A 20,357-nucleotide genomic window follows, 5' to 3' on the forward strand; every position below is an offset into this window, starting at 1 on the left:
GCCATGGCGAGCGACATTCTTCACATTAAAGATAGCTACTACTTTGAAGTTCCTAAGTTTCTCTGGAAACCGAACTATCAAAGCCTGAAGGATGTTCCGCTGTTCCTTCGCGAACTTCATAAAGATGACTTTCATCTCACTGAGGAAAGTGGCTACACAGAGGCTCACACGGAAGCGGAAACCGAGCACGCGTTGCACGAATTCAACACTCAAATGGCGGGGAAAGTTCTGATTCCTCAGCCGCCGGGTGTCAAACTGAAATCGCTGTATCGAGCCGAAACACCATTTGCATTTTCCAAGTTCATGGTGTTGGAGCTAGTCGTCGCGATCTTCATGATCTTGCTCTTCCGCTGGATGGCGAAAAAAGTCACCGCCGACGGCCCACCAAAAGGTCGATTGGCAAACCTGGTCGAAGCGGTGATGCAGTTCGTTCGCGTCGACATCGTGAAGGCGAACATTCACCACGGAGCATCGAAGTTTCTCCCTTTGATTTGGACGGTCTTCTTCTTCGTCCTCTTCTGTGACCTACTTGGTCTGATTCCCTGGATGGGAACCGCGACAGGGGCACTGAGCTGTACATTAGCATTGGCCGCAGCGATCTTGATTTCGGTATTCGTCGCCGGCTTACAAGAGTTTGGTCCCAAATGGTTATGGTCTGGATTTGTGCCGACCATGGACTTGCACTGGACTCTCGCACCACTCAAGCTGTTCATCTTCTTGATTGAAGTGCTCGGGCTGTTCATCAAGCATGCTGTGTTAGGCTTGCGTTTGTTCGCCAACATGGCAGCTGGACACCTCGTGTTGCTTGCAATCCTAGGCTTGGTCGTCTCCGCTGCAAAAGACCCAAATGCATCTTTTGGAATCGCTGCCTTCTCGGGCATCATCGGAACGACACTGCTGAGCTTGCTCGAATTGTTTGTGGCGATCTTGCAAGCCTATATCTTTGCACTGTTGGCATCGCTCTTCATCGGTTCCGCGGTGCACGAACACTAATCACTGATTGAAATCAAAACGAAACCTGTTTAGTCGTCAATAAGTTGGTACGACACCTTCAAAGACTTTTTCTTTTTCCCACAACTAGGGAGACGTGACTCGTGAACAAGTTGGTTCGAATTGGCTCGCTCGTGTTGGTTCTGCTCTTGGTCTTTGCCGCTCCAGCAATGGCGCAAGAAGAAGGTGGCGAAAGCGGAACCGTGTTGATCGAGTTCTCCAGTGCTTTCGGTGCTGGCCTGATCGTGATCGGGGCTTCCTACGGGATTTCTCGGATTGCAGCCGCTGCTTTGGAAGCGATGGCTCGTCAACCTAGCATTGCGGGGAACGCACAGTTGGCCATGATCATCGCGGCTGCGTTGATCGAAGGTTTCACCTTTGCTGCTCTGTTCGTTGGTCTTTGATTCCGAAGACTAAACGCTTGCTCGTTGCGTCTTCGTTGCGAGACAGCAATTCGGTTCCAGGAACTAGCTTCAGGAGCTTCCGGCTGTGAGACTTTGCTTGACATTACTACTTTTTCTCGGAGTTTCGATCCTGCCTCGGTGGGTGGAAGCTGCTGAGGAAGAACATGGACACGGCGCGCACGTGCATGTCGGTGCCGCTCCCGAGGACGAAGCCGCCGAATTGGTAGACCTGGAATCGGGACTCGATCCGCGTGCGGACCTTGCCGTCTACACGTTTGTCGTGTTCATTTTGTTGCTCGTCATTTTAACTGCCACCGCTTTCAAACCCATTTCGAAAGCTTTGGCAGAACGTGAGAACAACATTCGCAGCAACATTGAAGAAGCCAAGCAGGAACGCGAGAAAGCCGAACAGCTTCGAAAAGACTACGAAGGACAGCTCGAAGCAGCCGACGATCGAGTTCGAGAAATCTTTGCCGAAGCCAACGCGAAGGCTGATGCCCTGCGAGCCGAAAAGCTCGCCGAGGCAGACCGCGAAGCGGAAAGCCGCAAGCAGAAGGCTGTCGAAGAGATTGAACGAGCAAAAGATCAAGCTGTTCAAGAACTGTTCGATGCCATGACCGCCCGAGTTGCAGATGCCACCGAGCACGTTCTGGGTCGGAGTCTTACAGACGAAGACCAGTCGCGACTCATCGGTGATGCACTCGCGCAGTTTTCGGAGAAACGTTGATCGGAGTTGTTGTCGCGGTTTTTACTTGATCGCACGGCGTCGAAAGTCAAATTATGGCCGAATCGGAATTACCCACGTCTCGGGTCCCTAGCGTATTGCAGGATCCCAGTGCCCAAGCGGTGGCATCAGTTTACGCTGACGCCCTTTTAGGGGCGGCTGACGGAAACGATATTCTTGAAGAAGGTCATTCATTCTTAGACGATGTTTTGACGGCCAACCCCGCGTTTCAAGACCTGTTGTTCTCCAATATTGTCAGCCATGATGATAAGCTCGGATTGATCGAGCGAGTCGTCGCCCCCAGAAGCACTCCGGTGTTCGCAAACTTTCTGCGTGTGCTTGTCCGCAACAACCGAATGGAACTACTTCCTTTGGTCATGCGAATGGCAACCATTCAGAACGATCGACGCAACGGACGGCAACCGGTGGTAGTGCGGACCCCTCGACCACTTACGGACGAGCAATACCAACAAATTCAGAATCAGCTGCGAAGCCAATTGTCGTTCGAGCCGATTCTGCATGTCGAAATTCAACCGGAACTCCTCGGCGGACTCATCATCCAAATTGGAGATACTGTTTACGATTCATCACTCCGTAGCCGCATGAAACAGCTGCGCGGGCGGCTGCGTCAGAGGAGCCATCATGAAATTCAACGCGCAAGAGATCGCTTCAGTTCTTGAAGCGGAAATTCGCGATTTTGAGGGTCAAATTCAAACCACCGAAGTCGGCCGCGTGCTTGAAGTCGGTGACGGGATCGCTCGGGTGTACGGTCTTTCGTCCGCAATGGCGGGGGAAATGGTCGAATTCCCGAATGGCGTCAACGGTTTGGTCTTCAACCTGGAAGAAAACTCCGTCGGGATCATCCTGCTCGGTGACTATAAATCCATCCAAGAGGGCGATGAAGTCCGCGCGACCGGTGCACTCCTTTCCGTACCGGTCGGGGATGCTCTAATCGGCCGAGTTGTCGACCCGCTCGGCAACCCGATCGACGGCCAAGGCCCAATTGCCGCCACGGAAACCCGTCCACTCGAGACCGCTGCTCCGGGCGTGGTTGCTCGCCAACCGGTGAAGCAACCAATGCAAACCGGGATCAAAGCGGTCGACGCGATGACCCCAATCGGTCGTGGCCAACGGGAATTGATCATTGGTGACCGCAAGACCGGGAAAACCGCGATTGCATTGGACGCCATCATCAACCAAAAAGGCGGCGATGTCATTTGCATCTACGTCGGTTGTGGTCAACGCCAAGCGAACATTCGCCAAGTCGTCGAAACGCTGAAAGAACACGGCGCGATGGATTACACCATCGTCGTATCTTCGTCCGCGTCCGACCCGGCACCGCTTCAGTACATTGCTCCCTACGCCGGTTGTGCGATGTCCGAGTACTTCATGTACAACGGCAAACACACGCTCGTCGTCTACGATGACCTTTCAAAACAAGCCCAAGCGTATCGGCAACTGTCGTTGTTGATGCGACGTCCGCCGGGTCGTGAAGCCTACCCGGGTGACGTGTTCTACGCCCACAGCCGTCTGCTCGAACGTTCGGCGAAGTTGAGCGATGAACTCGGTGGCGGCTCGCAAACCGCGTTGCCGATCATCGAAACCCTCGAAGGAGAAGTTTCGGCGTACATCCCGACCAACGTGATTTCGATTACCGACGGTCAGATTTACCTCGAACCGGATTTGTTCTTCGCGGGTGTTCGCCCGGCGATTAACGTGGGGATTAGTGTGTCCCGCGTGGGTGGTAACGCTCAGACCAAAGCGATGAAGAAAGTCGCCGGCGGTATGAAGCTCGACTTGGCGGCCTTCCGCGAACTCGAAGCGTTTGCTCAACTCGGGACCGAACTTGACCCCGCTGCTCAACGACAGTTGGACCGTGGTTACCGGATGGTCGAACTGCTCAAACAAAAGCAGTACAATCCGATGGCGACGACCGACCAGGTCATCAGCATCTATGCTGGAACCAAAGGGTACTTCGATAAGGTTCCCGTCGACAAAGTGCCAGAAGCCGAGCAAGAGTTGCTCCGCTATATGCACGATGAGAAGAACGAGATTTGGAAGCAACTGGACGAAACGAAAGCTCTCAGCGACGAACTCGAAACCCAGTTGAAAGAAGCCCTTCGCCACTTCTCTGACTGGGCCGCCCGGACCTACAAGACCGAAGAGGAAACCGCTTAGATGGCTAAAGCCCGAGCGATTATCAAACGTCTGCGGGCGGTGCGTAACATCCGCAAGATCACCCGCACGATGGAGTTGATTGCCACCGCCCGATTCAAACGGGCGATGGACCGCGCCACCGAAGCGTCGGCGTATACCAAGAAAATCAACGAAATCGTCGCGGATCTCGCCCAAGCGGATCTCAAAATTGAGCACCCGCTTCTGCAGCAGCGTGAAGAGACCAAGAACGCGATTGTGCTCGTCATCACAGCCAACCGTGGTTTGTGCGGCGGTTACAATGCCAGCGTACTGCGGCAGGGACTTTCGCGAATCCAAGAGTTGCGACGTTCCGGCGTTAATACTCAGGTCGAAGTCGCAGGTAAGCGGGGAATCTCTGTCATGGGGTTCCAAGGCTACGAACTCGAGCGGACTTATACGCACTTCGAAGATAAGCCATCGTTCGAGGAAGTGAACGAGCTAGCCGAGCGTTACATCGCAGAATTCACCCACGGGACAATTGACCGTCTCGATGTCGCTTGGATGGAGTTTCGGACGGCGAGTCGGCAAGAAGCGTTGGTTGAGACGCTCCTGCCAATTGGCAACCTGACAACTGACGAAAACGGCGAAGAACCGCAAGCGTCGGTCGACTACGAGTTCCTACCATCCGCTAACGAGATCCTTGAGGAAATCGTTCCGGCTGCCTTCAAGGCTCGGTTATTTAAGTGTTTCTTGGACGCCGCTGTGAGTGAGCAAATTTTCCGCATGGTCGCCATGAAAGGGGCCACGGAGAATGCGGATGAAATGATCGGCAACCTCAAGCAACGATATAACCGAGCACGACAACAACAGATTACAAGTGAGTTGGCTGAAATTATCGGTGGAGCCGCAGCTCTCGAATAGAGTTCCGATCGACCTGATTCGGTGGGACACAACCGGCACCAAGCGACTGAATTTCGACCTTAATCGACCAGAAACGCACATCCTAAATCGTTATTTCAGCCTGGGTGTTGATTTCGATCAAAGAAGAATCGTGTGGGATAAATAATATGTCTACAGCCACAGCGACCAATGTCGGTCAAGTCACTCAGGTGATCGGTTCGATTTTCGATGCCGAATTTGAAGAATCGCATATGCCGGACATCTACAACGCCTGCGTTGTCGATGCCGAAGTGAAGGGCAACCCCATCAAAGTGACCGGGGAAGTTCAACAACACCTCGGGGGCGGCCGCGTTCGCTGCGTGGCGTTGGGTTCAACCGACGGTATGGTCCGTGGGATGCAGGTGACAGACACCGGTGCCCCGCTGTCAGTGCCGGTCGGAAAGGGCACACTTGGCCGCGTGTTTAACGTGCTCGGTGAGCCAATCGATGGTCGTGGTGACGTTGAACACGACGTGCGTTGGCCGATCCACCGCCCTGCCCCGGACCTCACGAACCTCTCCGCAAAAACCGAGTTGTTCGAAACCGGGATCAAAGTGGTCGACTTGCTCACCCCGTTCGTGCGTGGTGGGAAAGCGGGTCTGTTCGGTGGTGCAGGTCTGGGTAAGACCGTCATCCTGACCGAGTTGATCGCCCGGATCGCCAGCCAGCACGGGGGTTACGCGGTGTTCGCCGGTGTCGGCGAGCGGACGCGTGAAGGAAACGACCTCTGGTTGGAAATGCAAGAAACAGAGATGGGGAAGGACGAAACCGGTCGGATTCGTCACGTCATCGAGCAGACTTGCATGGTCTTCGGACAGATGAACGAGCCGCCGGGTGCCCGCTTGCGGGTGGCATTGTCGGCTCTCACGATGGCCGAGTGGTTCCGCGATGAAACCGGGATGGACACACTGCTCTTCATCGACAACATCTTCCGCTTCTCGCAAGCCGGTTCGGAAGTGTCCGCGTTGTTGGGACGGATGCCATCCGCTGTGGGTTACCAACCAACGCTTGGGACCGAACAAGGGGAGCTGCAAGAACGGATCACCTCGACGAACAAAGGGGCGATCACGTCGGTGCAAGCCGTTTACGTGCCTGCCGACGACCCGACCGACCCTGCTCCGGCGACCGCGTTTAGTCACTTGGACGCGTTCATCTACCTGGAACGACGAATCGCGGAACGTGGTTTGTATCCGGCGATCGACCCGCTCGCGTCTTCCAGTCGTATTTTGGACCCGCAGTACGTGGGCGATCGACACTTTAACTGTGCTCGCCGCGTGCAGCAGATTCTACAGCGTTACCGCGAACTTCAAGACATCATCGCGATTCTCGGGGTCGATGAATTGAACGAAGAGGACAAGCAGGTCGTGCACCGTGCTCGCCGAATCGAACAGTTCCTCTCGCAACCGTTCATCGTCGCTGAGCCGTTCACTGGTAAACCCGGGGAAGTCACCTCACTGGCCGACACCATCCGCAGCTTCGAAGAAATCTGCGACGGTAAATGGGACCACTTGCCAGAATCTGCGTTCCGCTATGTGGGTTCGATCGAGCAAGCGGAAGAACAAGCGAAGCGGATGCAAGAGTCGTAGGCATCGGTTGTCAGTCTCTGTGTGACAACTTTATGAAAAATGCACCTTCGTAGATTGAGTTGAACGGCATGGCCGATTCCGAGCGATTACAACTTGTGGTCACCACACCGGAAAAAACGGTGCTTTCGACGCCTGCAGATTCCTTACGGTTCCCATTGTACGATGGTTCCATCGGGATTCTGCCGGGGCGTGCACCGCTTGTTGGTCGACTCGGATATGGTGAATTGCTGGTCACTGTCGGGTCAGAGCAGAAGTCGTTCTTTATCGACAGCGGCTTTGTTCAAATCGTCGACGGAGTTGTTTCCCTGCTGACTGAGCGAGCAATCGCCAAGAAAGATTTGCAACGTTCCGTTGCCGAGGAAGCTCTCGTAACAGCGAATGCCCTACCCGCCTCGACCGACGAAGAGTACGCTCACAAAATTCGCGAACAGGAACGAGCCCGTCGCATGCTGGATATGGCGACATAGCGTTCGACCGCGGTCTTGCCTAATCGTTTCAATCGGTCGTAAGCTGAATGCGACCGATTCCTTCATGTCGATCGTCTCGGTTTGACGACATTTCCTCTGGCTGGCAACCGGACTGTCCCATGGAATGGCACGTCCGATGCAAACCCGGTCGCCTTTCTGAGCGACTGTGCGCTTCGGCCATTGCAACCAGCCATTCTTACGTATCGTCAACGCCAAAATCGGCTGAATGCCAAGGAATCCATATTGGCTTTTGATACCTTCGACCAGTTGCAAGTATTAGGCTCTTGGGAATCTGATGAGACAGCAATCGAGGAGCTTTCTGCCCTTGAACTTGTGGAACTCATTGAACACGAAGAGCAATTTGTCGCAAAATTCGAACAGAACCGCGAACTTGGTGCAAGTGCATTACTTCACCGCATCGCTAACTTTGCGGTTGAGCAACAGGATGCCCAGGAGGGAGACCAATCGACGACACAAGCCATCGACTTGATTGATGATCTGCATGTATTACTCGATCAGATTGAAGCGATGACCGACCATCTCGATCATCGCTCCGCGACCCTAGACCGACAAGAAATTGCTCAGGCGGACATTGCCGCGATGCTGCTTGAAGCGCAGACACACCTCGCGAATCGGATCAACCAAGTCCAAGCTCATTCGACCTATGAGCTACGGAATCGTCGGCAAAACAACCTTCGTCGTGCTGCTTAGATCGTGTAACGGACTTTGATCACAAAAGCCGACGCGTTAACGGAGGATGGGGATGCGTGAATCTCTGGATTTCCGCCAACCCCCCTGATTGTCTTCCGATACCATGTTGGTATTTGCACTAAGAAGTCTGTCATTCCGGTCGATCAATGTTGCCTAACGAGCCGAGATCGCTTGGGCCAGCGGTCGGAGGACTTGATCCACGACATACCGATCAAGTAATTCTTCACACTTGGAGCGTAGCACGGCCAATTCGCTCTCGTATGATGTGCCGGGGTCGAGGCTGCCGTACTGACGCACTGTAAAGTACACGCTGATCTGATCTTCCGAGAATTCACCTCGCCGTAGTTGATACGGGGTGGTCCGGGTTTCGACCAACAATCGTGCCCATTGACGACATTCCTCATCCAAGACGAGCGTCATCGAGGGTTTGTAATTGAGAATTCTTGCGCCGGGCACGTCGACTAGTCCGTCGAAAGCCGGGCCGGCCCCGAGAGCTTCGGCGACGAGTTGGTCGTGATTCCCCTGATACGAGAAATCGAAGCCCATCATGTAGTCCAAAGCTTCGCAGTCCAAAGGACTGACTGAGAGCATGTAGGGCACGAGTTGCAAGACGGTGGCGTGCTGCTCGACGGCGAGATCCACATCGGGCGGATTGACTTGGCCGCTGCAAATACAACGGGGCTCTAGAGATAACCAACGCTGGCTGCCCTGCTCTTTGTCTTCCTCCAAGACAAAATCCCCGTTCTCACGCGTGTAAAAGTTCCGCATGGTCGGATAGGTCTTTTGGATGCGTTCAAAGAAGTTGAGGATCGTCTCGCGACTCTCCGGGAGTTTCATCTCCGTACTGAGGTTCATATTGATATAAAATTCATCCGCGAGGGAATCATAGAGATTCATCGGGACCACCTCATCAATTTAGGGCACGCAACTGGGCCGCCACGGGCCATCGTGTTCTGGTTTGTGGTGGTTGTCGTCGTGCTGGAGTAAAATTCTGACCGTGCGCATCGTTTTCGCACGTTTGCCTATCCAAACATCATGCTCAACGGTCTGATGAGCATTCGAGATCAAATCTTTTCGTTCGGGTCGAACTCCGTTGAGTCTGAGGGTATTCTATCCAGAGCGGGAAATGAGGTCAAAGACCAACGTTCAGCGAGCATATCATGGAATTCCAAGCAAATGTCGCCGCAAACGAAATGCCAGCGGGATGTATTTTCCTGACCCCGCTGGGCTGGTGGGGCTATGCCTATACGGATGCAGCGATTGTGGGGGTTGTGATTGGGAATCGCACGGAATCTGCCGCTTGGAAGGCCCTCCAATCACGAGCTGGCAATTTGACCCCTGGCAATGACGATACATTCGCGTTGAAAAAGCGAATCAAGAATTACATCGCTGGGGAAATCGACAGTTTTCAGGACATTCCGATTTCGACAAAACCAACGACATCGTTTCAGTCACAAGTCTTGCAGGCTTGTCGCCAGATCGAACATGGCGAGACCGTCACCTATGGCGAATTGGCCCGCCGCGCAGGGTCGCCACGAGCGGCACGGGCGGTGGGAAGCGTGATGGCTTCCAATGTGATGCCAGTGGTCATTCCCTGTCATCGCGTTGTCCCGTCGAGTGGGCAATTCGGGGGTTTCTCCGCCCCGGGTGGAGTCACCCTCAAGAAACAGCTGCTCGATTTGGAAGCCAGTTGCCACTCTGATTCGACGCACGCCGAACGCACATTGTTTGCCGAGATCGTGTGAGCGACCGACCGGTGTTAAGCGAGAATTTCCTCGACGACGTTCCCGTGCACATCGGTCAGGCGGAAATCTCGGCCCTGGAAGCGGTAGACGAGCCGTTCGTGATCAATGCCCAAACAGCGGAGCACCGTGGCGTTCAAATCGTGAATGTGCACGGGTTTCTCGGCAACATTGTAACTGAAGTCGTCCGTTTCACCGTACGTGATTCCGCCCTTCACACCGCCGCCAGCCATCCAGATGGTGAAGCAACGTGGGTGATGGTCGCGACCGTAGTTCTCACGTGTCAGACCGCCTTGGCAATAAATTGTCCGGCCGAATTCTCCGCCCCAAATCACGAGGGTATCTTCGAGGAGTCCCCGTTGTTTGAGGTCTTGAACCAAGGCGGAGGCGGGTTGGTCGATATCTCCGCATTGCAGCGGCAAATCGCGTGGCAACGCCCCGTGATGGTCCCAACCGCGGTGGAAGATTTGAATAAATCGCACGTCGCGTTCGGCCAGTCGGCGGGCGAGTAAGCAATTCGCTGCGAACGTGCCGGGCTTGCTGACATCCGGACCGTATTGCTCGAGGATGTGTTTCGGTTCGCCGCTGAGGTCCATCAAATCCGGCACCGAAGTCTGCATACGGTACGCCATTTCGTACTGGGCAATGCGGGTATTGATTTCCGGATCACCGACGGCATCGAACTGCTGCCGATTGAGTTGCCCTAATGCATCGAGCATCGTGCGACGGGCTTGGCCGTCCACGCCGGGCGGATTCGACAGGTACAACACCGGATCGCCTTGTGATCGCAACGACACACCCTGGTGTTTCGACGGCAAAAACCCACTGCCCCACAACCGAGAGTAAATCGCTTGGGCATCACGTTTGGCACTCCATGTCGAGTGCAGTACCACAAAACCAGGCAGGTTTTGGTTCTCTTGCCCGAGACCGTATGACAGCCACGCTCCTAAACTCGGACGCCCCGGTTGCTGCGAACCGGTTTGGATGTATGTGATCGCCGGGTCATGGTTGATTGCCTCTGTGTTGACCGTTTTGATAAAGGCCAAGTCGTCGACGATTTTCGCGGTGTGCGGCAACAATTCGCTGACCCACGCCCCGCTCTTCCCGTATTGGGCGAACTTGTATTTCGTCGGTGCAATGGGAAATCGCTTTTGACCGCTGGTCATGGTGGTCAGTCGCTGACCTTGCCGAATGGAGTCTGGCAGGTCTTTGTCGAACATCGCGTCCATCTTGGGTTTGTAGTCGAACATATCGAGTTGGGACGGAGCCCCCGACATGAACAAATAGATGACGCGTTTCGCTTTCGCCGGGAACGGCAATGACTTCAGCACTCCTCCGGTCTGTGGGGATGTCTCATTCGCGGAGGCCGAGTTCGAAGAATTCAATAACGAGGCCAACGCGACCGTTCCGATTCCGGTCGCGGAACGGCCGAAGAAATGACGTCGTGTTTGCAACAGCGGATGCATAGCTCGATTCCTGACCTTCAATGCGAAATTGTTTCATGGGTTCACACTCGACCGAAGACTCACCCCTTGGTGATGGCTTCATCGAGGTTCATCAGCAAACTCCCGATCATCGTCCACGCGGCTTGTTCGCCGGGTTGGTCGGTTTCGGTGGCCGGTGAGTCACCGACGGACAACAGGCTTTTCGCGGCTTCGGGTTCGTCCTCGTATTGCTGACGATATTGGACTAACACCGTATTCAGTACTTGGAGTTCCTGCGGATTTGGATGGCGTCCTGTCGTGACCCGGAATCCGAAGATCAAGCGGTCGTCGTCGGACTCTCCACCCTCTTCGACAATTCGTTCGCCGAAATGTCGAGCGGCTTCGACGTATTGCGTGTCGTTCATCAACACCAATGCTTGCAGCGGCGTGTTCGTTCGCGGACGCCGCACGGTGCACGCTTCCCGCGTGGGGGCATCAAACGTGGCCATTGACGGTGGCGGACTGGTGCGTTTCCAAAATGTGTACATACTGCGACGATAAAGTGCATGGCCGTTGTCTTGCTTGAATTTCGCGGTGTTGCTGGAGGTATAACCAACCGCCTCCCACAATCCGCCCGGTTGATACGGCTTCACACTCTTGCCGCCGATCTGTTCGACGAGCAATCCGCTTGTAGCGAGTGCGTAATCTCGCAACATTTCCGCATCGAGACGGAATCGTGAGCCTCGCGCGAGCAAACGGTTTTCGGGGTCGTGGGTAAACGCTTCCCGACTGGCATGGCTCGACTGCCGATACGTGTACGACATCGCAATCAGCTTCTGGATGTGCTTGACGTTCCAACCGCTCTCGCGAAACTCGACGGCTAACCAATCGAGTAATTGAGGATGCGAAGGCCAATTGCCTTGCGCTCCGAAATCCTCCGCAGTCTTCACGAGCCCCGTGCCGAAGAATCGCTGCCAATCGCGATTGACGATCACGCGGGCCGTTAATGGATGCAAATCACTGACTAACCACTCCGCAAGTGCCAACCGATTCTTGGGAGCATCTTCCGGGAGTGCGGGCAACACTGCTGGCACGTTCGGGAAGACTTCACGCTCTTTGTTCGGTTTGTCGTATTCGCCCCGCTCTAACACGTAAGTCGGTCGCAAGTTCGGTTGGTCGGCCATCACGAGCGAGCTCGGAGCCTGCTTTTCAATTCCGGCAATTTGGTCACGAGTCTTTTGCAACTCGCTTCGCATCTGATCGAATTCCGGTCGCGATTTCGGATAAACCTCACTAATGAAATACGCTTTGACGAGTTCATTCTGCGCGGGTGTTCGTTCGGCGGTTGGTGTCTTGAGAGCAGCGGTAATGTCGGCTGTCAGACCTTCGTACTTGCGAGTCGCCATCGATTGTTCCCAAGCGAGTTGCGATGCAAAGCCATCTCCCGCCTGACGGTTCTCAGAGATGATGCCGGCCTTGTCCCAATAGACGGTCCCGCCGAATTGGGTGAAAGCCCACCCCTTGATTACACTGTTCGGCTTCAACCCGACGTCTTGGGTTTTGACTTCCAACCGAACCCACTGGCCGACTTCCGGCAGTTCGCCAAAGGACCGACGACTGGGAGAATCTTTTTGGCCCCAATCGATTTTGTCGGCTCCCCAAACCGCACGATGTTCCCAGTTACCATCATTGAATTGCAGCATGATTTCTTGCGGCGGATTCTTCGGATCGAGGTACACGTGAGCGAACAACGTGTCGTTCTCGCCCACGATCAATCCGGGTGAAGCGTCTTGAAAGAAATGCTGACTCAGTCCGGTAGCGGTCCGTTTGCTGGCCTTTTCTCCGCTGAACACGGGAGCCGGTGCCGTCACAAACTCCCATGGCGAATTCCCCATCGGACTGGCACCAGGAGGTACGGAATCCTCGATCCAAACAAACTCACGCGGTCCTTCTAAGGCAGAATCGGCTTCGGGACCGGGGTCTTCATAAGGGTAGTTAATTGCTTTTGTGGTTAGCGTGTGTTCGAGCTTGGTAATCTTCGCTTGCAAATCGGCGATTTGTTGTCGCTGTTCTTCCGTAGGCACACGAACCGCGGGCGGTGGCAACAATGCGTTCCCGTCCATCGCATTGTCGGCGGTGCTGTTGTAATACGCATAGAGTTGAAAGAACTCGGCCTGGGAGATCGGGTCGTATTTGTGATCGTGACAGACCGCACAACCGACCGTCAGTCCCATCCACACGGTCCCTAGTGTTTCGGTCCGATCGATGGCGTAACGAACGCGGAACTCCTCGGCGATCGCCCCGCCCTCACTTGTGGAGACATTACAGCGATTGAACCCCGTAGCGATGCGTTGTTGCAAAGTCGGTTCCGGCAACAAATCGCCGGCGATTTGCTCGATCGTAAATTCATCGAACGGTTTGTTGTTATTGAACGCATCGATCACGTAATCCCGATACGGCCAAATGCTGCGTTCGTTGTCGAGGTGCAAACCGTGCGTGTCGCCATAACGGGCGGCATCCAACCAATATCGCGCCATGTGCTCGCCGAAACGTGGAGAGCGAAGTAACCGATCGACCACCTTCTCGTAAGCATCCGGCGACTCGTCCGCGAGAAACGCATCGATTTCATCAAGCGTCGGTGGCAATCCTGTCAGATCGAATGTCACGCGACGAATCAGTGTTTCCCGGTCGGCTTCTGGAGACGGTGTGAGTCCCTCTTTCTCCAACCGCGCGAACACGAATCGATCAATCGGGTTTCGAACGCGGTCTTCCCATTTCGTTTGCGCGAGTTCTGCCTTCACAGGAGCAATGAACGACCAATGTTTCGCCCAGGGTGCCCCTTCGTCGATCCACCGGCCAAGCGTCTCGATGTCGGACTTCGAAAGTTTCCGTCCTGACTCCGGCGGTGGCATTTTCAGAGCTGGGTCGGTCGACGTGATTCGTTCCCACATCGCGGACTTGGCCCGCTCACCGGGGACAATGGCATGATTGCCGGTGTCGGTTTCAGCCATCGCACCGTCTTGGGTGTCGAACCGCAAACCAGACTCGCGATGCGCGGCGTCCGGTCCGTGACAGTGATAACAACGGTCCGACAACAACGGGCGGATATCGCGATTGAAATCAATTGGCTCGGCCGCTCGAATCGGTTGACCAATTGCAGATAGAACACCAGGAAGGAGAAGAAGACTGAAACGGATTTCCATGAATGGAACCTCGTGATGGTTCAATCGGAAGATGCGAATAACGCATCAATTCTAACAGATCAGTCCGGTGTACGGAAACTGGTCGGATCGGTCCACTCCAAAACGATTCGCCGATTTTCCGCATCGACCTCAACAATTCGGCCAATCCGAAGGCGTTTTGCAAACGCTTCGACATCCCGCACGGGCCCGACTTGGCTCGTCCAGTTTTTCTCGCCAGGCAACGCGAGCACGTCGGCATCTCCAACAATTGCAGCTTCGAACGCCAGAAACAATACGTCCTCGGCTTGTTCGTCGAGTTTGCCTCGGACTTCGATGGTGACGTAATCCGCTTGCGTGGCATTCGTGATCGGGGATGATCCGGTTTCGGGATCTGATTTCGAATCGGGATTCGTAGCCGACTCCGCTTCGACAATCGGCGTCTCGATTCCAGCCCATCCGCGGAGTTGCCCGATAATCTGCGTACGAACGTTGTCGTTCACGTCACGTTGCCAAACCTCAGCGAACTCTGACTCGTTTTTGGCGGTCACGAGTTGTGTCAGAACACTGTCCGCCGCTTGCAGCGACTGTAAACGTTCCGCCACCGCTCCTAACGGTTCCGTCGTGGTTTTCAATTCCTGTCGGGCCAGCCGAATTTGTTCCCAAACCAGCAGCCAATCCGCCGACACCCAGTGTCGCCCGTGTCGCACCCACAACTCGACACGTGTCGGCGTTTCCTCGCCCGAACGAAACCAGCCAATGCGGGTCGTTTGCTCATCCTCGGCCAACACCTGTGGATCGGCGTCCGTCGGGAAGATCCATTCGTTCGACTTTGAAGAACTTGAAAGTAACTCGGAGCCGTTCGTCTTCAGAAACTCCCCGATGCTGATCCGGCGAAGCTTCGTGAGACTCGATAGATCACTTTCGAGAATCGTTTCCAACAGGCCGGCTGTTTGCTGCAACCGCGTCTGCAACCGTTGTTGCTCGTCGTCACTGAGTTCCTCGAATTCCGGCAACGCTAGGATGTAGCCGCTCTTCTCTGCGAGAATCTGCCGGACTTTTTGCCAACTCGCGAACGCATTTCGCCAGAGTTCCTCATCGACGCGGTCCGCAAATTCGTGGACCAGCGACTCCGCGTCGTCTCGAAAATCTGCTGGCAACTTGTACCACAACACCTGTGGTTGCCCGTTTCGCAGTCCGTTCCGCATTTCCTGCAGTTCGGTGAGGACGGAACTGTCCGGCGACGAGTGCTCGACGGATTTCGCCTCTGGCTGCGACTTCGGCTTCTCTTCCGTCTTCGCTGGTGGTGCGTGTGGATCTTCCGCACAACCGCTCCAGATCACCCAACCGCACAGTAGAAACCCAACCATCTGCTTCATCACCGGAACTCCCTACGCCAACCGATCCGCGTTGTCTTTAGTGTAAGTGATCTGTCGCCGATCCGCGACGACGCGACACAGTCCCCCGCAAGACGCATCAGCACATGGACAAATTTCACATTCGATTTGTCAACGCCAGGAAATTCGGTTAAGGTTTGGCGTGGACAATTTACGAGTGTTGTCCAAATGGCGAGTCGTGCCCCACACGGCAATCACTGATCATACCCGCCCAGCATCCTTCCCAAATGGACGCTCTCCATGCAATCGCTCGCGCTCCAAACGTCTTTGCGTCTCAGTCTTGTCGCGTTCAGTCTGCACTTCGTCGGAAATCTGTACGCCAATGATGCTGAGTTCTTTGAGAGCAAAGTTCGGCCATTGCTCGTCAAGCATTGCTACGAGTGTCACTCCGCGGATTCCGACGAACTCAAAGGCGGTTTGGCGATCGACACGAAAGCCGGATGGGTCACCGGTGGCGATAGCGGCCCCGCCATCATCCCCGGCAAACCGGACGAAAGCCCCCTTATTGATGCGGTGAAGTATCTCACCTTCGAAATGCCACCCCAGGGAAAACTGTCCGACGCGGACATCAAGATTCTCGAAACATGGGTGCGGTCGGGCGCTTACGATCCGCGTGAGGGCGACGCCCCGGTCAAGACCGCCCACAAGGGTTACGACTGGAACACCGCCCGCGATTTCTGGGCCTTCCAACTGCCCGAATCGTCCGGAGTGCCGACCGTCGAAGATAACCAATGGCCCCGCGATGACATTGATTACTTCGTGCTGTCCCGACTGGAAGCCGAGAACATGCACCCTGCCCCGGATGCCGACCGCCGGACGTGGTTGCGACGCGTCACATTCGATCTCATCGGTTTGCCGCCGACAATCGCAGAACAACAAGCGTTTCTCGCCGATGAATCGACCGATGCCGTCGCAAAGGCCAAGGTCGTCGATCGGTTGCTGGCCTCACCTCAGTACGGCGTGCGTTGGGGACGACATTGGTTGGACGTCGCCCGTTACGCCGACTCGAATGGCAGCGACTTCAACGCAAGTTTCTACAATGCCTGGCGGTACCGTGATTACGTTGTCAACGCCTTCAACAATGATAAGCCGTACAACGAATTCGTCCGCGAACAACTCGCCGGCGATTTGTTGCCATACGAGGACCGACACCAACGGGCCGAGCAACTGACCGCGACCACGTTTCTAAACATCGGCGCGAAGATGCTCAGTGAACGCGACAAGAAGAAGCTGCAGATGGACGTCGTCGACGAACAACTCGACACCGTCGGCAAAACGTTCCTTGGGCTGACGCTCGGTTGTGCCCGCTGTCACGATCACAAGTTCGACCCCATTCCCACAGCCGACTACTACGCGCTGGCGGGCATTTTCAAGAGCACTGTCACACTCGAAGGTGAAAGTCAGCAGTATGTCTCGGCATGGAAAGAAACCTCACTGCCCGTTTCACCGGAACACGCGAAAGCGTTGAAGCAACACCGGGAAGCGGTCGCAGCCGTCAAATCGAAGCTGGATGCGGCGAAGAAATCTCTCTCTGCCGCTGAAAAATCTTTAGGGCGACTCAGCAGTAGTTATGAGGGAATTGTCGTCGACAACACGGACGCCAAAATCGTCGGTGATTGGAAGGAATCGAAATTCAGTCCGAATTACGTCGGCGATGGCTACATCCACGACGAAAAAACCGGTCAGGGAACGAAGTCTGTCACCTGGACCCCAAACTTACCCGAAGCCGGTCGTTATGAAGTTCGTATTTCGTACGCCGGCAGTTCTGGTCGCGATTCCGCAGTGCCGGTAACGATTCGTCATGCGAAAGGCGAGCACGAGCTCAAGCTCAACCAGACCAAAGTCGCCAAGATCGATTCCCTGTTCGAACCGCTGGGAACCTTTGAATTCGAAGCCGGGAAGAACGGATCGGTAACGATCTCCAACACCGGCACCACGGATTATGTGATCGCCGACGCCGTCCAATTCATCCCCGTCAAACAGCAGCCGATCGCGACTGCCAAGGCCCAAAAAGTCTCCGACGAATCCACGAAACTTCGTGAACAAGTGAAGTCGGCTCAGGCCGTCGTGAAACAGTTCGAGAAGCAACTCAAAGACCTCGAGAAATCAGCGCCGGCTCCCGCACCGCTTGTGATGGCTGCGCGTGAAGCACCGCAAATTGACGACTGCAACATCTGCATTCGCGGCGAAGTCAAGAATCAAGGCCAAAAGGTACAGCGGGGGTTCTTGCAAGTTCTGGATTCCGAACCCAGACACATCGAGAACTCCGAACAAAGCGGTCGACTGGAACTTGCCGACTGGATTGTTCGCCCTGACAACCCACTCACTGCCCGCGTGATCGTCAACCGAGTTTGGCATCACCTGTTTGGCAGTGGTCTCGTGCGAACGGTCGACAACTTTGGACATCTCGGCGAAACGCCATCGCATCCGGAACTACTCGACACACTCGCGGTTGAATTTGTAGAGAACGGCTGGAGCATCAAACAACTTATCCGCCGTATCGTGCTGTCTCGCACCTACGGAATGAGTACGAAGTTCCATGCCGATTTCGCGGAAACCGATCCCGACAACCGACTGCTCTGGCGTGCCAACCGCAAACGATTGCAAGCTGAGTCGATCCGTGACGCGATGTTGTTCGTCAGCGGCGAACTCGATCTCAGTCCGAACGAAGCCCCGATGAAAGACTATAAATATCTCGTCGTCGACAATGGTAGTCAGGGTTCGAGCGGTTCTAGCAATGTCTCGCTTCGCCGCAGCATGTACTTGCCGATCATCCGAAACCAACTGCCCACCTTCCTGACAACATTTGACTTCGCCGACCCAGATGTCGTCGTCGGTAAGCGATCACTGACAAACGTCCCGGCTCAAGCACTCTATATGCTCAATTCGCCGTTTGTGAGATCCCGAGCGAAAGCTACGACGCAACTGCTGACTCAGGACGATTCCCTAACGACGACGGACCGACTGATCCCACTCTATCAGAAAGTCTACGCACGCATGCCAACGACGACGGAAGTCGAACAGACCGAACAGTACTTAGCAGACCAATCGTTTTCACAGGATGCTTGGACACAGCTAGTTCAGGCACTATTCGCGACAACGGAATTTCGCTTGGTCGACTAGACCAATCGACTTGCATGACTCTACAGCGTGTCATGCGAGAAACTAGACAAGCGGATTGTGACAATTAGCTAAACTCAATGATTGAATAAGGCCATTCCCAATGCGTTCTCAAAACCCAGTCGCAACTCCGCTAACCCGCCGACAACTACTGCAATCAAGCGCCTGCGGCTTTGGTTACCTAGCATTCGCAGGTCTAGCAGCCGAAGCAAATAGGCAATCACACGCTGCAGTCCGGCCGCATCACGCCCCGCGGGCGAAACGAGTGATCTTTCTGTTTATGCATGGCGGTCCTAGCCAAGTCGACCTGTTCGACTACAAACCAAGACTTCAAGCTGACGATGGTAAGAACCTGCCATTCGATCCGGCTCCGAATATCAGTGCGAAACCCAAGTTGATGAAGTCGCCTTGGAAGTTTGATCGACACGGCGAAAGCGGGCTGTGGGTTTCTGAGTTGATGCCCAACGTTGCCAAGCACGTTGACGACCTTTGTGTCATTCGTTCGATGCATAGTCGTGGGCAATCGCACGGGCAAGCCGTTTGCATGTTGCACACCGGCACCGATAATTTTGTTCGTCCGAGCGTCGGAGCTTGGGTAAGTTACGGTCTGGGTGCGGAAAATCAAAACCTCCCCGCGTTTATTTCGATTAGCCCGCCGAGCGGTCACGGCGGCCCACGCAACTACGGTTCCGCATTTCTACCGGCGGCCCACCAAGCGACGACCATTGGAAGTTCGGGCAAACTCGGAAGTGGAAAGATCGAAAACTTATCCACCGGTGAAAGCCTGACTGCCCAGCGAAAACAACTCGATCTCTTGCAGAGTTTGAACCGCAATCATCTCAATCGATCGGTTCAAGACGAACAAATTGAAGGCGCGATTGAGTCCTTCGAACTTGCTTTCCGCATGCAGCAAACAGCTCCCGATGTGCTCGATTTATCTCAAGAGCCGAAGTCCATTCAAGACCTTTACGGTGTCGACAAGAAAGAGACGAGCAACTTCGCTAAGCAATGCATTCTCGCGCGACGGTGTGCCGAGGCTGGTGTGCGGTATATTCAAGTTTCGACCGGGAATGTGTGGGATCAGCACGGCGGCTTACGAAACGGCCACACACGAAATAGCCTCGCGGTGGACCAACCGATCGCTGCGTTACTCGCAGATCTCAAAGCCCGCGGCTTACTTGATGACACCCTCGTCGTTTGGGGCGGTGAGTTTGGTCGCACACCAATTGCTCAAGGGAATGATGGTCGCGATCACAACCCGCAGGGCTTCACGATGTGGTTAGCCGGTGGTGGCGTTAAAGGCGGAATCGCGTACGGCGAGACGGACGACTACGGTTATTACGCCGTCGAAAACCGAGTCCACATGCACGATCTCCACGCCACCATCCTGCATCAACTCGGCCTCAACCACGAACAACTCACCTATCGTTACTCCGGTCGCGACTTCCGTCTGACCGATGTCTACGGGAATGTCGTGCACGACATTTTGGCGTAGCCGTTGGCTATCCGTGACCAAACAAAAAAGCCCGCCGAAGTTT

Annotated in this window: 16 protein-coding genes; 12 read left to right on the plus strand and 4 right to left on the minus strand. The window is 54.8% G+C overall.

Annotated features, from left to right (window positions below; genetic code table 11):
- Nucleotides 1-3 precede the first annotated feature (3 nt).
- The 9 genes from atpB (at nt 4) to AC5DDB_RS03450 (ending at nt 7,957) form a co-directional block, all read left to right on the plus strand.
- Nucleotides 4-993 carry a F0F1 ATP synthase subunit A gene (atpB, locus tag AC5DDB_RS03410; protein WP_491738271.1) on the plus strand — a complete coding sequence of 330 codons (990 nt, stop codon included), beginning with the start codon at nt 4-6 and terminating at the stop codon, nt 991-993.
- A 101-nt stretch (nt 994-1,094) separates the two neighbouring features.
- A complete protein-coding gene (locus AC5DDB_RS03415; protein WP_491738272.1) occupies nt 1,095-1,394 on the plus strand; it encodes an ATP synthase F0 subunit C in 300 nt (99 codons plus the stop codon).
- 97 nt (nt 1,395-1,491) lie between these two features.
- Nucleotides 1,492-2,121, plus strand: coding sequence for a F0F1 ATP synthase subunit B (locus AC5DDB_RS03420; protein ID WP_491738273.1), 630 nt, complete (start codon nt 1,492-1,494; stop codon nt 2,119-2,121).
- Nucleotides 2,122-2,174: 53 nt separating this feature from the next.
- Nucleotides 2,175-2,798: an ATP synthase F1 subunit delta gene (atpH, locus tag AC5DDB_RS03425; RefSeq protein WP_491738274.1), complete on the plus strand. Its 624-nt coding sequence runs from the start codon at nt 2,175-2,177 to the stop codon at nt 2,796-2,798.
- Complete coding sequence (atpA, locus tag AC5DDB_RS03430; protein WP_491738275.1) at nt 2,761-4,296, plus strand: F0F1 ATP synthase subunit alpha; 1,536 nt, start codon at nt 2,761-2,763, stop codon at nt 4,294-4,296. Before atpH ends, atpA begins: the two co-directional genes overlap by 38 nt.
- Nucleotides 4,297-5,175: an ATP synthase F1 subunit gamma gene (gene atpG, locus AC5DDB_RS03435; protein ID WP_491738276.1), complete on the plus strand. Its 879-nt coding sequence runs from the start codon at nt 4,297-4,299 to the stop codon at nt 5,173-5,175. It begins immediately after the preceding gene.
- Nucleotides 5,176-5,321: 146 nt separating this feature from the next.
- Entirely contained in the window at nt 5,322-6,779 is a 1,458-nt protein-coding gene (gene atpD / locus AC5DDB_RS03440; protein ID WP_491738277.1) for a F0F1 ATP synthase subunit beta, read from the plus strand.
- Nucleotides 6,780-6,847: 68 nt separating this feature from the next.
- Complete coding sequence (locus AC5DDB_RS03445) at nt 6,848-7,246, plus strand: FoF1 ATP synthase subunit delta/epsilon (protein ID WP_491738278.1); 399 nt, start codon at nt 6,848-6,850, stop codon at nt 7,244-7,246.
- 243 nt (nt 7,247-7,489) lie between these two features.
- Nucleotides 7,490-7,957 (plus strand): hypothetical protein, encoded by a 468-nt coding sequence (locus tag AC5DDB_RS03450; protein ID WP_491738279.1) that lies wholly within the window; start codon nt 7,490-7,492, stop codon nt 7,955-7,957.
- Nucleotides 7,958-8,110: 153 nt separating this feature from the next.
- Here AC5DDB_RS03450 and AC5DDB_RS03455 read toward each other — a convergent pair whose 3' ends face one another.
- Entirely contained in the window at nt 8,111-8,854 is a 744-nt protein-coding gene (locus tag AC5DDB_RS03455; RefSeq protein ID WP_491738280.1) for a hypothetical protein, read from the minus strand.
- Between the two features lie 263 nt (nt 8,855-9,117).
- Here AC5DDB_RS03455 and AC5DDB_RS03460 point away from each other — a divergent pair, with 263 nt between their 5' ends.
- Complete coding sequence (locus AC5DDB_RS03460; protein ID WP_491738281.1) at nt 9,118-9,702, plus strand: methylated-DNA--[protein]-cysteine S-methyltransferase; 585 nt, start codon at nt 9,118-9,120, stop codon at nt 9,700-9,702.
- A gap of 14 nt (nt 9,703-9,716) precedes the next feature.
- On the opposite strand, the gene AC5DDB_RS03465 is transcribed toward AC5DDB_RS03460, so the two are convergent.
- The 3 genes from AC5DDB_RS03465 to AC5DDB_RS03475 are packed head-to-tail and all read right to left on the minus strand — an operon-like array spanning nt 9,717 to nt 15,681.
- The gene (locus AC5DDB_RS03465; protein ID WP_491738282.1) at nt 9,717-11,165 is read right to left on the minus strand and encodes a DUF1501 domain-containing protein; all 1,449 of its coding nucleotides are present in this window, start codon (nt 11,163-11,165) and stop codon (nt 9,717-9,719) included.
- Between the two features lie 59 nt (nt 11,166-11,224).
- Nucleotides 11,225-14,326: a PSD1 and planctomycete cytochrome C domain-containing protein gene (locus AC5DDB_RS03470; RefSeq protein ID WP_491738283.1), complete on the minus strand. Its 3,102-nt coding sequence runs from the start codon at nt 14,324-14,326 to the stop codon at nt 11,225-11,227.
- A 59-nt stretch (nt 14,327-14,385) separates the two neighbouring features.
- Complete coding sequence (locus tag AC5DDB_RS03475; RefSeq protein ID WP_491738284.1) at nt 14,386-15,681, minus strand: hypothetical protein; 1,296 nt, start codon at nt 15,679-15,681, stop codon at nt 14,386-14,388.
- Between the two features lie 258 nt (nt 15,682-15,939).
- Between AC5DDB_RS03475 and AC5DDB_RS03480 the strand changes: the two genes are divergently transcribed.
- Together AC5DDB_RS03480 and AC5DDB_RS03485 are read left to right on the plus strand one after the other, a co-directional pair.
- Nucleotides 15,940-18,822: a DUF1553 domain-containing protein gene (locus AC5DDB_RS03480; RefSeq protein ID WP_491738285.1), complete on the plus strand. Its 2,883-nt coding sequence runs from the start codon at nt 15,940-15,942 to the stop codon at nt 18,820-18,822.
- Between the two features lie 100 nt (nt 18,823-18,922).
- Complete coding sequence (locus AC5DDB_RS03485; RefSeq protein WP_491738286.1) at nt 18,923-20,314, plus strand: DUF1501 domain-containing protein; 1,392 nt, start codon at nt 18,923-18,925, stop codon at nt 20,312-20,314.
- Nucleotides 20,315-20,357 lie beyond the last annotated feature (43 nt).

The sequence above is a fragment of the Thalassoroseus sp. genome (assembly GCF_984380535.1).